This is a genomic window from Thiomicrorhabdus sp. zzn3 (assembly GCF_029767755.1).
Taxonomy (GTDB): domain Bacteria; phylum Pseudomonadota; class Gammaproteobacteria; order Thiomicrospirales; family Thiomicrospiraceae; genus Thiomicrorhabdus.
The window spans coordinates 1,104,307-1,119,092 of the sequence record NZ_JARUQS010000001.1; the positions used below are offsets into that span (position 1 = coordinate 1,104,307).

A 14,786-nucleotide genomic window follows, 5' to 3' on the forward strand; every position below is an offset into this window, starting at 1 on the left:
CTCAGCTGCTCCAGTTCCCGTAATCTTTCAAATCAAGAACTGCCATTATAGCGAATAATTTCAATTTATTTAGCGTTATAATGCCCCTACAAAAATCGAAAAACGTCATACAACAATGGAGAACAAAATGGGATTTCTGAGTGGAAAAAGAGCTCTGATTATTGGGGTAGCCAACAATAAATCCATCGCCTACGGCATCGCCAAACAAATGCACGAACAAGGGGCTGAAATCGCCTTAACCTATCAAAACGAGAAGCTCAAAGGGCGTGTAGAAAAAATCGCCGAAGAACTAGGCTCCTCCATTGTGCTGCCACTGGATGTGGCCAAAGACGACGAAATTGAAACGGTATTTGCCGAACTGGGCAAAACCTGGACAGACGGTCTGGATATTTTGGTCCACTCGGTTGCCTTTGCCCCGCGTGAAGAACTGGAAGGTCGCATGATTGACGCCTCGACACGTGAAGGCTTCAAGATTGCCCACGACATTTCCGCTTACAGCCTGACCGCATGCACCAAAGCCGCTTACGAAATGTTAAAAGCTCGCAACGGATCGGTTCTGACGGTTTCTTACTTGGGCGCGGAACGTGCCGTGCCAAATTACAACGTCATGGGGATCGCCAAAGCTTCTCTGGAAGCGACAGTACGTTACTTGGCAGCAGACCTCGGACAGGATGGTATTCGCGTTAACGCCGTCTCAGCCGGCCCAATCCGTACCCTGGCCGCTGCAGGTATTAAAGACTTCCGTACCATGCTGGACAAAGCGGCCGCCTCTACACCGTTACGCCGCAATGTCACCATTGAAGAAGTTGGAAATACCTCAGCTTTCCTATGCTCGGATCTGGCTTCAGGAATTACCGGTGAAATCACTTACGTAGACGGTGGATACAACATTACCGCTTCCAACTAAGAGTGAGACGGCTTAATAATAAAAAAAACCGCACCAAGTGCGGTTTTTTTATATCGACTAAAAGTCAACAGGCCTATTCAAGTGCATAACTCAAGTACATAACAAAGGGGTTAGGCTTGTAGAACAGAAATAAAAAAGCCGCGAACGAAAACGTTAGCGGCTTTTTAAATAATGGCGGAGCGGACGGGATTCGAACCCGCGACCCCCTGCGTGACAGGCAGGTATTCTAACCAGCTGAACTACCGCTCCGAATTGTATGGTGGGTGATACTGGGCTCGAACCAGTGACCCTCGCCTTGTAAGGGCGATGCTCTCCCAACTGAGCTAATCACCCAGGATAACAACCGGAATGTCTTACAGATTGCATCCGGTTTATCTATTGCAAACTCCTGATGATTTGCAATAAAAAAGGCAGTTATAAACTACCTTTTAAATATGGCGGAGCGGACGGGATTCGAACCCGCGACCCCCTGCGTGACAGGCAGGTATTCTAACCAGCTGAACTACCGCTCCGTGGTGGGTGATACTGGGCTCGAACCAGTGACCCTCGCCTTGTAAGGGCGATGCTCTCCCAACTGAGCTAATCACCCAATTAAACATCTGATTGCCTACTTGCAACCCGCGTGGTTAAGCCGTTTGGCGTGTCTCACGCTGCGTTCAATTGATGTGGCGTATTATAGGGCGTTGGGAGAACTTGTCAATTAAATTTGTCTGTTTTTTTACAAATTTTTGACGAATCTTAGTTCACAGCGTCTTTTAGGGCTTTACCTGCTGAGAACTTAGGTACTTTAGCCGCAGGAATCTGCATTTCAGCACCAGTTTGAGGGTTACGACCAGTACGTGCAGAACGCTCACCAACTTTGAAAGTACCAAAACCGATGATCGCTACAGAATCACCTTTGCTTAGCGCACCAGTGATAGCTGATACAGTGGCATCCAATGCACGAGCGGCATCCGCTTTAGTTAGACCAGCTTCTTCTGCAATTGCACTTACTAATTCAGTTTTATTCATTGTGTTATCTCCATGAGTACCATTTTTTTGTTTGATTCTAGCGCCAGTAAAGGGCTAGAACCATTTATAGCAATCCTTAGTTTGCAGTGTCAAGTAAAAATCAGGGAAATTACCAAGTTAATGGCGTTTAGAGCCCTTTTCTGTGGTTTTTACCTTATCCTGCGCCGATAAAGAGGCAATTTCACCGGTTTCTTTCAAAGGCACCGGTTGACTCTCCAAAGCGACCTCTAAAACCTCTTCCACCCATTTTACTGGACGAATATCCAACTGTTTTTTGATCTCATCAGGAACATCTGCGAGATCACGCACGTTCTCATGCGGAATCAAAACGGTTTTAATTCCACCACGCAAAGCGGCCAAAAGCTTCTCTTTTAAGCCACCAATGGGTAACACTTCACCACGTAATGTAATCTCGCCCGTCATCGCCACATCGGCACGCACCGGAATTTGCGTCAAAACAGAAGTAATTGCTGTACAAATCGCAATCCCTGCACTCGGACCATCTTTTTTGATCGCCCCTTCCGGGAAGTGAAGATGGAGATCCAGGTTTTCATAGAAATCCGCTTGCAAACCTAACTGAGCTGAACGGCTGCGAATCACACTCATCGCCGTATCTACCGATTCTTTCATCACGCTGCCTAACTGCCCGGTGCTTGAAAGCTTGCCTTTACCCGGCATCGCTGTCGCTTCGATACGCAACAAGTCACCACCGACACGCGTCCACGCCAAACCGGCGACCTGACCGATTCGATTCATCTCATCCGCCAGACCGATGCGATAACGCGCTACCCCCAAGTACTCTTCCAAGTCAGCAGGAGTGACAACGATCTTGCCTTTAACCTCTTCTGTAACCAATTTTTTGACCGCTTTACGGCAAATTTTGGCCAACTCTCGTGCGAGAAGACGCACACCCGCTTCACGGGTATAGGTTTCGATGATCGCTTTCAGCGCATCCTCGCTAATTTCCAACTCATCTTTTTTAATCCCGTGATCTTTGCGCGCCCTTGGCAATAAGTGCTCACGTGCGATATTGAGTTTTTCCATCTCGGTATAACCGGAAAGATTGATCACCTCCATGCGATCCAGCAACGCTTCCGGGATATCCATGGAATTGGACGTCGCAACAAACATCACGTCAGAAAGATCATAGTCTACTTCCAGGTAGTGATCATTGAAGGTGCTGTTTTGTTCTGGATCCAACACCTCAAGCAAGGCACTAGCCGGGTCACCACGCATGTCGCTAGACATCTTATCGATCTCATCCAACAGGAACAGCGGATTCTTGGTTCCGGCCGTACTCATTTTCTGAATGATCTTTCCGGGCAAGGCACCAATATAGGTTTTACGGTGTCCGCGAATCTCAGCCTCATCACGCACCCCTCCTAATGACATACGCACGTACTTCCGATTGGTGGCTTCAGCAATCGAACGTGCCAGTGACGTTTTCCCCACACCAGGAGGCCCAACAAGACACAAAATAGGCCCTTTCAACTTGCGCACGCGTTTCTGCACGGCCAAATATTCAACAATACGCTCTTTAACCTTTTCCAAACCGTAGTGTTGACTGTCGAGAATCTGTTCAGCTTTATTCAGGTCATTCGAGACACGACTGCGCTTTTTCCAGGGAATCTGCAACAACCAGTCGAGATAATTACGTACCACAGTCGCCTCAGAAGATTGCGCCGGCATCATTTTGAGTTTTTTCAACTCGGCATTCGCCTTCTCTTTCGCCTCTTGGCTTAACCCGACGTTTTCGATTTTTTCGGCGAGTTGATCAAATTCATTCAGCGCTTCTTCATCCCCACCAGCCAATTCAGTATGAATGGCTTTAATTTTCTCGTTCAAATAGTACTCGCGTTGCGTTTTATCCATCTGCTTTTTGATGCGCGTAGTAATGCGCTTTTCAGATTCCAGCAATTCACGCTCGGTTTCCACCACCGTCAACAAACGTTCCAAACGCTGATTGACTGCAGACATTTCCAGCAACTCTTGCTTATCGCTGACCTTTAGATTAACGTTGGCAGACACAAGATCCACTAAACGATCTGCATTCTCTTCTTTCTTAACCGACGTCTGCACTTCAGACGGGACTTTCTTTTTCAATTCAGCGTATTTAGAGAAACTGTCTTTAAGAGCGCGAATCAGTACTGTCGTTTCACTCGGATTCTCCTCTTCAGAGACAAATTCACTGATATCCCCCATTAATACATTGGTTTCGTTATTCAGTGCCAACAATTGGAAACGTTGCACTCCTTCTACCAATACCTTAACGGTGCCATCCGGCAATTTAAGCAACTGCAGAATATTGGCCATAGTGCCCACTGAATAAAGATCTTCTAGCGTCGGGACATCCTGCTCCGCTTTCTTCTGCGTGACCAAAAAGATCTGCTTATCGCCCTCCATCGCCTCATTCAGCGCCTGGATCGATTTTTCTCTACCGACAAACAGCGGCATAACATTGCCCGGAAAGACAACAACATCTCTCAATGGCAATACTAAAACATTCATTTTCATTGTTACTTGGTCAAGTTCCATGTTATTCCTTCACTTAAGGGGCAAGAAGCCACTTTAACGCCTAAAAAAATACCCAGCCGGGCTGGGTATTTTGATAAGACAAGTCAACCGCACTATCCTCTGTTATTCACTGGAGGCTTTTTTGGGTTCGTCTTCTTCGTACACCATCATAGGTGGCTTCTTACCTTGAACGACTGCTTTATTAATAACGACTTTATCGATATTTTTCAAGCTTGGCAGATCATACATTGTGTCAAGCAGCAACTGTTCCATGATGGATCTTAGTCCACGCGCACCCGTTTTACGTTCAATCGCCATATGCGCGATCTCATGCAGCGCGTCTTTACGGAATTGCAGTTCAGCCCCTTCCAACTCAAACATTTTCTGGAACTGTTTCACCAAGGCATTTTTTGGCTCGGTCAAAATCTTAACTAAAGCTTCCTCATCCAACTCTTCCAAAACAGAGATCATCGGCAAACGCCCGACAAATTCCGGAATCAAGCCAAACTTAATCAAATCTTCCGGCTCAATGCTCAGGAATTTTTCAGAGAGTGTCTTTTTCTTATCCGCCGATTTCACTTCGGCAGAGAAACCGATGCCAAGATTGGTTTCAGTACGCTGATCGATAATCTTATCCAGGCCTTCAAAAGCCCCCCCCACAATGAACAGAATCTTGGAGGTATCGACCTGAATCATATCCTGGTTTGGGTGTTTACGGCCACCTTGAGGAGGCACTGACGCCTGGGTTCCCTCGATCAGCTTCAACAAAGCCTGCTGAACCCCTTCACCAGAAACATCGCGCGTAATCGAAGGGTTTTCAGATTTGCGGGTAATCTTATCGATTTCATCGATGTAGATAATACCGCGCTCTGCCTTTTCCGGATCGTTATCGCAACGTTGCAACAGTTTCAGTACAATACTTTCGACGTCTTCGCCGACATAACCGGCTTCGGTCAACGTAGTTGCATCGGCAATTGCAAAAGGCACATCCAAAAGACGTGCTAGCGTTTGCGCCAAAAGGGTCTTACCGGATCCTGTTGGACCAATCAGCAAGATATTACTTTTGGTCAATTCCACATCATCTTTTACATGCGCATTCTGCAAACGCTTATAGTGATTATAAACCGCTACAGAAAGCACTTTTTTGGCCTGATGCTGACCGATGACATAATCGTCCAGAATCTGGCTGATTTCATGGGGCGTCGGCAAGTTTTCCAACTCAAAGTGGCTTAACTCTTCAGCGCCAAACTCTTCCTGAAGAATATCGTTACAGAGCTCAACACACTCATCACAGATATAGACCGATGGGCCGGCAATCAGCTTTCGGACTTCATCCTGCCCTTTCCCGCAAAAAGAACAGTACAATGTTTTTTCATCGCTCATTCGCTTCTACCTATCTTTGAGTCAGAACCTGATCCACCAAACCGTAATCACACGCTTCTTGCGCGCTCATAAAATTATCACGATCGGTATCACGTTCAATGGTTTCGATATCTTGTCCTGTATGGTCAGCCAGCGCCTGATTCAAGGTCTGCTTGATTTTCATGATCTCCTGCGCGTGGATTTGAATGTCACTTGCCTGACCTTGAAAACCGCCAAGTGGCTGGTGAATCATCACGCGCGAATTGGGCAGAGCAAAACGTTTCCCCTTAGCCCCGGCTGACAGCAAGAATGACCCCATACTTGCCGCTTGACCGATACACATGGTACTCACATCCGGCTTGATAAAGCGCATGGTATCGTAAATCGCCATACCGGCCGTAACACTCCCACCTGGAGAGTTGATATAGAGATGGATATCTTTATCTGGATTTTCAGATTCTAAAAACAACATTTGCGCCACAATCAGATTGGCCATCTGGTCTTCTACCTGACCGACCAGAAAAATCACTCGTTCTTTTAATAAACGGGAATAAATATCATACGAACGCTCTCCACGGCTCGTCTGCTCAATCACCATTGGAACTAAAGCGTTTTGAATCAAATTACTGTCCATTCTGTGTCCATATCCTCGTTTATTATGATTAATCTATCGCGTTTATAGCGCTATCTTAGCCTTTTCTTGGCCAAAAAAAAACTTAACCCCCAAAGAGAGTCCAAAATTCTCTTCAGGGGTTAAGTTTTCGGATCCCTGTTATTTAGGCCAGTTTGACTTAAACAACCGACTCGACAACAACAAATTAAGCAGCTTGCCCGATCACTTCGTCAAATGACTTTTTGACTTCTTTGACTTTAGCTTCGCTTAAAATTTTCTCAGCCACTGCGTTTTCAACCACAATCGCTTTAATTTCGTTCATCGCTTGAGGGTTTTTCTTATACCAGTCGATGACTTGCGAAGGGTCTTCATAAGAAGAAGCTTGTTCTTCTATAAACGCATTCACCGCATCATCAGACGCCTGGATATTGTTCGCGCGGATAATATCGCCCATAATCAAGCCCAATTTGACGCGTTTTTCCGCATCACTCTGGAAGTGATCTGCAGAAATATTAACGTCTTCTGGTTTCATGCCTTGCTGCTGCATGTTTTGAATCATGCTGTTCATTAAATTTTGAACCTCTTGATCCACCAACGCTTTTGGCAACTGAACATCAACAACCTGCTCTAGAGCATCAAGTACGGCCGTGCGGTTTTTGCTTTCGATGGCACGCGCTAACTCTTTTTGCATGTTCTCTTTGATTTCGTTGCGCAGCGCTTCTTCAGTGCCTTCTTCAATGCCGAATGACTTCACAAATTCTTCGTCGATCTCTGGCAATGTTTTCGTTGAAATCGAATGCACGGTGATATCAAAAGTCGCTGTTTTACCTTTTAATTCTTCAGACTGGTACTCTTCTGGGAAAGTGACTTCGATGGTTTTCTCTTCACCTTTTTTCATCCCGATAATGCCGTCTTCAAAACCAGGAATCATACGCCCACTTCCCAGTTCCAATGGAACATTCTCAGCGGAACCGCCTTCAAACACCTCACCATCCAACTTACCAACGAAATCGATGATGACCTGCTCACCTTTTTTCGCTTTCTTGGCGGCACTCTTGGATGGCTTCCAAGCAGTACGTTGTTCACGCAGACGCTCAATCATGCTGTCAACATCTTTATCTGTGACTTCAGCGGTGATTTTTTCAACCTTAACACCGGAAAACTCCGGCAATTCAATTTCAGGATAAGTTTCAAAACGTGCCGTGAAAGTGATCTGACCGTCCTTGTCATCCAACTCATCAAACATTGGGTAACCAGCCACCTTCAGGTCTTCTTGAGTCACAGCATCATAAAACTTCTGCTGGACCTGCTCACCCATGATCTCTTGCTTAACCTGTGCACCGTGGCGTTTTTTCACTACGTTCAAAGGCACCTTACCAGGACGGAAACCGTCCATTCTGATGGTACGACGAATTTCGTTCAAACGCTTCTCGATTTGACCGTTTAAATCATCTGACGGGAATGTGACCGTAATTTTATGCTCAAGACCTTGTTCTGGCTTTTCTACAGTTACTTGCATGTTCTATTCTCAAAAGTTGGTTTGTAAAAAGAAGCTACTGTCTTCAAACACACTAGCTTGAAATAAGGCCAAAAATTATACTTTTTTATGAAGATAAATTAAAGAAAAACAAAGAAAAACTCTCAGTTTTTATGGATAACACTTTGTCGACCCTTGAATAAATGATAAAATTTGCATTAATTTTTCATATGAATACATACGGAAAACTAACCGTAGCAACCTCAAAAACAACTCTGCAATTTACATTCGAAGGACACCATTATGACCATTGAAAAAATCATTTTACTGGTAGCCGGAACCATGGTTCTAGCCAGTACCATTCTAAGTGTGTACCACGCCCAAGAGTGGCTATACCTAACCGGATTTGTTGGAGCCAACCTGCTTTTCGCCGGTGTTACCGGCTTCTGCCCAATGGTTAAGATCCTAAGAAAGTTTGGACTTAAACACGGTATCGCTTTCCGCTAAGCGTTCATTATTTAAAGTCAAAAGCCCAAAACACAACAGGCCTGGTATTCACCAGGCCTGTTGTGTTTATAAACGCATCTTGCAAACTCAATACAGTTAATTTGCTTGCTCAAATTGTTCGGTTAACGACTCAATTTCCTCTTGAAGCGACAACCACTCCATCTCTGACTCTTCAATATGACATTCAAGCTGCGCCTGCTGTTTTAAGATTTCGGTCAAACGCTCTTTATTCTCCGCTTCATACAGAGAAGCGTCTTCCATCAAGACATGCAATTCAGCCAACTTCTGCTGTGCCGATTCCAACTGCTTTTCAATCTTTTTCAACGACTGCTGCTGAGGCTTCAACAACGCATCCAGCTGTTTGCGCCTTTGAGCGTTCTGCTGTCTTAACTGCTTGCGGTTTAACGTCGGTTCATCGCCCCCACCCCCTTTTTGCGCCTGCGCGAGTCGCTCCTGCTTTAATTCAGCATTGGCCTGCTTCAACACCTTCAGGCGGGCTTGCAGATAACCGTCCAAATCTCCTTCATAACGAGTGACGGTGCCGTCATGCACCCACCAGAACTGATCCGCAATACTCGCCAACAAGTGCTTATCATGCGTCACCAGAATCAACGCGCCCCCAAATTCCTGCAGCGCCATATCCAGTGCATCTCGGGTTTCCATATCCAAATGGTTGGTCGGCTCGTCCAAAATCACCAAGTTCGGCTTTTGCAAAACGATCATCGCCAGTGCCAGTCGCGCTTTTTCCCCACCGGAAAAGCGCTCCACAACACTCAAGCTCTGCTCGTTAGAGAATCCGAATCGCCCCAAAAAGTCTCGCGCCTGCTGGTCCGTCAAAGGTTCATCCAGCTCTTTACTTAAGGCCAACATGTGCTGCAACGGACTTTGATCCAGCTGTAAGGCTTCCAACTGATGCTGGGCAAAATAGCCGATGCGCACCCCTTTACTCATTCGAACCAATCCCGAATTCGGATTTAATTCCCCGACCAATAACTTAATTAACGTCGACTTACCGGAGCCATTGACTCCAACCAGACCGATACGGTCTCCAGCACGCAAAACCAAATTGACGCCGGCAAACAGTGCCTTGTTTTGATAAGAGAAACTCACCTCTTCCAGATTCATCATCGGATCCGGCTGATGCGGAGGCGTTGGAAATTCAAAATGAAACGGATTGGTTGCCTGCACCGCCGCAACCTCTTCCATGCGCTGCAATGCCTTAACCCGGCTTTGCGCCTGCTTAGCCTTGGAAGCTTTTGCCTTAAACCGTTCGATAAAGGTTTTAAGATGCTGCATCTGCTGCTTTTGCTTGTCGTGTAACGCCTGCTGTTGCATGAGCTGCTCATTGCGCTGGCGTTCAAACGCTTCGAAATTACCTGAGTAATAGCGAATCTTGTGCTGTTCGATATGGGCAATCCCCTGCACCACTTGATCAAGAAAATCACGATCATGGGAAATGATCAGCACCGCGCCCTGGTAGCCTTTAAGCCACTGAATCAACCAAGCCACCGCCTCAATATCCAAATGGTTTGTCGGCTCATCCAGAAGCAACAAGTCCGAACGCTGCATCAAAGCGCGTGCCAATTTCAGTCGTACCTGCCAACCTCCTGAAAAGGATTCAATCATGCGTTCGAAATCTTCATTGGTAAAGCCCAGGCCAGCCAAAAGCTGCTTCGCACGGTTGGGCACTTCATAACCACCGATACGATCCATTTCATCGTGCGCATCAACCAATTGCTGATGAGATGTATCGTCACTGTCACCCTGCTCCGCTTGACGAATCTTTTCGGCCAGCTGTGCATATTGAGTATCGCCCCCGCAGACATAATCCAACACCTTCTGACCTTGGCATTGAGCTTCCTGTTCCACATAACCGATCACCCAGTTGGACGGCACGGAAATTTGCCCGGCTTCCAGAGGAACTTCTCCCATAATCGTTCTAAACAGCGTGGTCTTACCTGCGCCGTTAGTGCCGATCAAACCGATTTTATGTCCAGGATGAACGGTTAAGGAGGCCTGTTCAAAAAGGGGCTTGATGCCGGCGCGAATAGAAACGTTTTGAATTGCTAACACTCGAAAACCTTATGCAATAATCTGTTCGAACAACTGCGATTATTCGGCGTGTAACTGACCGTCGCGCAAATGCAATTGGCGGTTCATGCGCTTAGCAAGATCACGATCATGGGTCACGATTAACAGTGCAGTTTGCAGCTCTTGATTCAATTCCTGCATCATTTGAAAGACCTGCTCGGCGGTATCATGATCCAGATTACCGGTAGGCTCATCCGCCAAAATCACCGCCGGACGGGTAATTAATGCACGCGCGATCGAGACTCTCTGGCGCTCACCGCCGGAAAGTTCACTGGGCTTATGTTTCAAGCGGTGTCCCAATCCGACCCGTTCCAGCAAGGCTTGAGCTTGCATCCGCGCACTTTGGGCGTTTTCACGGCGAATTCGCAAAGGCATCATCACATTTTCCAGCGCTGTCAGCTCCGGCAACAGATGATGAAATTGATAGACAAACCCCATATGCACGTTACGCATCTGTCCGCGCTTGACGTCACTGAGTTCTGAAAATGGTTGATCATTGAGCTTCACTTCCCCCGAAGTGGGTTGATCCAAACCGGCCAGCAGATGCAACAGGGTACTCTTGCCGGAACCGGAAGCCCCGACAATTGCGACCATCTCACCCGCCAAAATATCTAAATTGACGTCGGTCAACACCCGGGTCTCAATAGGCCCTTCCTGATAGATTTTTTGCAACCTTTGTGCCGAAAGCACTGAATTCTGATTACTCATAACGCAACGCCTCCGCCGGATGCACTTTGGAAGCCTTCCATGCAGGATAGAGCGTGGCCAACAAGGTTAAAAGGAATGCCAGTCCGGTGATATACCACACATCGCTCCATACCAGCTTAGACGGCACCTGACTGATGTAATACACATCCGCGGGGAAGAACTTAAAGCCGAGCAGATGTTCAATAAACGGAATAATGACATCAATATTCAAAGCCAGAGACACCCCGCCAATCAACCCTAAAACAGCCCCACTCAAACCAATGATCAACCCCTGAATGATAAACACATACTGAATACTCATCGGCGTTGCCCCCAGCGTTCTCAATACCGCAATGTCACTCTGTTTATCGGTCACCACCATAACCATGGTCGAGACGATATTAAAGGCAGCGACCATAATAATCAGCGCCAAAACAATAAACATCATGCGTTTTTCCATATCGATCGCTCTAAAAAAATTGGCATGTTGCTGTGTCCAGTCGCGCACATAGTAGATGCCGTTCAACTGTTCACCCAACTGATGGCGTACATCAAACACCTCAAACATGTCTTTGATTTTAAGCTGCAGCGCTCCCACCTCGTTACCGTACTTAAATACCTTTTGCGCATCCTCAATGTGAATAATCGCCAAAGCACTGTCATACTCATGCATACCGGCCTCAAACAGTCCTGTGACGGTAAAACGCTTAATCCTTGGCACCATCCCGACCGGGGAAAAAGTCCCCTGAGGTGCAATCAAGGTCACTTTGTCCCCCACGGATACACCTAAACTTACTGCCAGTTCAGACCCCAGAACCACACCATACTCTTTAGGCTTCAGATCATTTAGGGAACCGCGAACCATTTTGCTTTCGATATCGGCCACTTCGTTCTCGTAGGCCGGATCAATCCCGCGAACCGCCACGCCTTTAACCTCACCGCTACGCGTCAACATGCCCTGCTCCATAATATTGGGCGCGGCACCGACCACTTCAGGGTTTTTTTTAACCTCGTGATAGAGTGTCGACCAGTCATGCAAACGCTGATCACTTTCCGTCAACGTCATGTGTGCAGTCATCCCCAAAATTCGATCGCGCAATTCCTGTTGAAATCCGTTCATAATGGAGAGCACGGTAATCAACGCGGTCACCCCCAAGGCGATGCCGATCATGGAAGAAAAGGTAATAAACGAGATGAAGCCATTGCGACGTTTCGCACGGGTATAGCGAAAACCGAGTAACAATTCAAACGGCGCTTTAAACATAATAAACCTAATTAAGAGTGATGATTATCCCGGTCCTCGGGACGCATTTGAGGAGGTTGAGGGGCTTTATAAGAGATAAACACCGGCAGTTCGATATTATACATAATGGCACCCACACGCATTGCCAAGGTAACAATAATTGCCACCGCTACCGCTAAATCGGTCGCGACCTCCCATTGAACCAGCAACAGCAGCAAACTGGCCCCCACAAAAGAAGCGGTCGCATAAATTTCTTTACGAAAGACCAGGGGAACCTCCCCCACCAGCACATCGCGAATAACACCGCCGACGACACCGGTCATAATGCCGGTCATAATCGCAATGGGATCCGAGAACCCCAAAGCCATGGCTTTTTGCGTGCCAATGACGGTAAACACGGCCAGGCCCAATGCATCTAAAAACAGGAGCAACTTGACAGGCAACCGCCTAAAACGGGCTAAAAAGAAGAGCAGCAGCGCAGAAATCACCACCACATAAATATAAAGGTCTTCCTGTGTCCAAAAGACTGGCACATCAATAATCAGATCGCGAACCGTTCCACCGCCAATCGCGGTCACCATGGCAATGACGATCGCACCGAACAGGTCTAGCTGCTTACGACGTGCAGCCAACAACCCGGTAATGGCAAACACTACCGTGCCCAACAGATCCAAATAATGTAATATCAGCGCCAAACTCATAGGCGCATTATATAGGATCAATAAAATAAGAAAACTGTAATATGTCCATTCTGTAATTAAGGAAACTAATCCGTCCCCTAAAACAAAAAACGCCCTCAATTTAGAGGGCGTTTACGCTTTGGTATTAACGTTTCAGGTCCGACTTATTTTTTCGCGTCAGACTTCAAACGGTTAATCCCCAACATCTTCATAATGTACTTCTGGTAAATCGGTTCAGAGTTACCCGCCTTCATGTTACGGATAAAGTATTTCTCAAACGCGATCTTGGCCAAATGCACCCACTTCCCTTTTTTCGCCCAAGTCAGGTTACGAGGCGGGATCTGAGGCAAGGCTACGAATGCCGCTCCCGAATCCCCCATATCGGCCAAACACACCGTATTCCAGGTTGGTTCCTCATGAGGCTCCTTACCTTCAATATTGGCTTCGATATTGTGGCAAATCGCCGTCACCATCGACTCGATCATCAATCCGGTTTTTGGTGTACCGCATGGCACTGGACACTTGGTATCCACCGGAGGAATTGCAATCCCAACACCCAACGCATAAATATTGTGGTAAGTCGGGTTACGGCTGAATTGGTCAACTTTGACGAAACCACGTGGGTTAACCAATGGCCCACCCATTTTTTCAGGATCTGGATCCACCATCTCCTGCAGGAACTTAGACCCTTTAAAGGCCGGCAACATCATCGCATATTTAAATGGCAATTCGTGTTGATCGATCACCTCACCTTTGTTGTTGTGCTCGTCTACATACATAATGCCATCGGCGATTTTGGTGGTTTTTGCATTACAGATCCAGTTGATGTGACGGTTACGCAACTCGGATTCCATCAACCCTTTAGAGTCCCCTACCCCCCCAAGACCAAGGTGTCCGATGTAAGGTTCTGCGGTGACAAACGTCATCGGAACCTGGCTACGAATCTTACGCTTACGCAGATCCGTTTCCATAATCATGGCAAACTCGTAAGCCGGACCGAAACAGGAGGCACCTTGGACCGCACCGACAATGATTGGCCCTGGATCTTTACAGAACTCTTCCCATTGCTCATGCGCTTCAACCGAGTGCGGCGTAGTACATACCGATACCGTGTTACCACCGTGACTCTTAGGTCCGAACCCTTCAACCTCATCAAACGCCAGTGCCGGACCCGTCGCCAGAATCAGATAGTCGTATTCCATTTCAGAACCGTCATCCAAGGTGATCTTGTTGTTCTCAGGATCCAAGCCGGTACAAGTATTGTGATAAAACTCGATGCCTTTGCGAGTCAGATAAGGCTCCAATTTGAATGAAATATCTTCAGGCTTTCTCCAGCCGACAGCAACCCACGGGTTCGATGGAACAAAATTAAACTCATCAATGGCATTTACGACCTTAATCGTATGACCTTTATCAAGGTGCTTACGAATGTCGTAGGACATAGGCAATCCGCCTGTACTCGATCCAACCACAACAACTGTTGCCATACTTCTATCCTTTCTTGTTCTTCAAGTGATTTAATTATTTAATAATGGCCTATAAGGCCCATTTATTAAGGGTTCTGCGACCCAAAAGTGGGTTCAATAATGGACTAAAGAATCCCAAAATAACAATAAAATTTACATATCACTCATCAATTAAATTAATTAATCACTAAAATTTTCCCTTATGAAACTTTACCCATGCCCATAAGC

12 protein-coding genes and 4 tRNA genes are annotated in these 14,786 nt (G+C 46.7%); 2 read left to right on the forward strand and 14 right to left on the reverse strand.

The features are described from left to right. The first annotated feature begins 127 nt into the window (after positions 1-127). On the forward strand, positions 128-907 hold the full coding sequence (locus tag QCB44_RS05140) for an enoyl-ACP reductase (protein ID WP_279408305.1): 780 nt from the start codon (positions 128-130) through the stop codon (positions 905-907). 172 nt (positions 908-1,079) lie between these two features. Here QCB44_RS05140 and QCB44_RS05145 read toward each other — a convergent pair. From QCB44_RS05145 to tig, 9 genes are all read right to left on the reverse strand, one after another. Then, a tRNA-Asp gene (locus QCB44_RS05145) sits at positions 1,080-1,156 on the reverse strand. An 8-nt stretch (positions 1,157-1,164) separates the two neighbouring features. Beyond that, a tRNA-Val gene (locus QCB44_RS05150) sits at positions 1,165-1,240 on the reverse strand. Between the two features lie 102 nt (positions 1,241-1,342). Next, positions 1,343-1,419: transfer RNA gene (locus QCB44_RS05155), tRNA-Asp, on the reverse strand. Position 1,420: 1 nt separating this feature from the next. After that, positions 1,421-1,496, reverse strand: a tRNA-Val gene (locus QCB44_RS05160). A 149-nt stretch (positions 1,497-1,645) separates the two neighbouring features. Next, a complete protein-coding gene (locus tag QCB44_RS05165) occupies positions 1,646-1,918 on the reverse strand; it encodes an HU family DNA-binding protein (RefSeq protein ID WP_279408322.1) in 273 nt (90 codons plus the stop codon). Positions 1,919-2,035: 117 nt separating this feature from the next. Next, a complete protein-coding gene (gene lon, locus QCB44_RS05170; RefSeq protein ID WP_279408323.1) occupies positions 2,036-4,453 on the reverse strand; it encodes an endopeptidase La in 2,418 nt (805 codons plus the stop codon). Between the two features lie 102 nt (positions 4,454-4,555). Continuing rightward, complete coding sequence (clpX, locus tag QCB44_RS05175; protein WP_279408324.1) at positions 4,556-5,815, reverse strand: ATP-dependent Clp protease ATP-binding subunit ClpX; 1,260 nt, start codon at positions 5,813-5,815, stop codon at positions 4,556-4,558. 10 nt (positions 5,816-5,825) lie between these two features. After that, a complete protein-coding gene (gene clpP, locus QCB44_RS05180; protein WP_279408326.1) occupies positions 5,826-6,428 on the reverse strand; it encodes an ATP-dependent Clp endopeptidase proteolytic subunit ClpP in 603 nt (200 codons plus the stop codon). 184 nt (positions 6,429-6,612) lie between these two features. Further along, positions 6,613-7,926, reverse strand: coding sequence for a trigger factor (gene tig, locus QCB44_RS05185; RefSeq protein ID WP_279408327.1), 1,314 nt, complete (start codon positions 7,924-7,926; stop codon positions 6,613-6,615). Positions 7,927-8,187: 261 nt separating this feature from the next. Between tig and QCB44_RS05190 the strand changes: the two genes are divergently transcribed. After that, entirely contained in the window at positions 8,188-8,391 is a 204-nt protein-coding gene (locus tag QCB44_RS05190; RefSeq protein ID WP_279408328.1) for a DUF2892 domain-containing protein, read from the forward strand. 96 nt (positions 8,392-8,487) lie between these two features. Here the strand turns inward: QCB44_RS05190 and QCB44_RS05195 are convergent, their stop codons facing one another. The 5 genes from QCB44_RS05195 to QCB44_RS05215 form a co-directional block, all read right to left on the reverse strand. Then, positions 8,488-10,464 (reverse strand): ATP-binding cassette domain-containing protein, encoded by a 1,977-nt coding sequence (locus tag QCB44_RS05195; RefSeq protein WP_279408330.1) that lies wholly within the window; start codon positions 10,462-10,464, stop codon positions 8,488-8,490. A gap of 39 nt (positions 10,465-10,503) precedes the next feature. Next, a complete protein-coding gene (gene lolD / locus QCB44_RS05200) occupies positions 10,504-11,190 on the reverse strand; it encodes a lipoprotein-releasing ABC transporter ATP-binding protein LolD (protein ID WP_279408332.1) in 687 nt (228 codons plus the stop codon). Further along, a complete protein-coding gene (locus QCB44_RS05205; RefSeq protein WP_279408333.1) occupies positions 11,183-12,433 on the reverse strand; it encodes a lipoprotein-releasing ABC transporter permease subunit in 1,251 nt (416 codons plus the stop codon). The genes lolD and QCB44_RS05205 overlap by 8 nt, the downstream gene beginning before the upstream one ends. A gap of 11 nt (positions 12,434-12,444) precedes the next feature. Continuing rightward, positions 12,445-13,113, reverse strand: a complete 669-nt coding sequence (locus QCB44_RS05210) for a trimeric intracellular cation channel family protein (protein ID WP_279408335.1) — start codon at positions 13,111-13,113, stop codon at positions 12,445-12,447. A 143-nt stretch (positions 13,114-13,256) separates the two neighbouring features. Further along, entirely contained in the window at positions 13,257-14,579 is a 1,323-nt protein-coding gene (locus tag QCB44_RS05215; protein WP_279408336.1) for an FAD-dependent oxidoreductase, read from the reverse strand. Positions 14,580-14,786 lie beyond the last annotated feature (207 nt).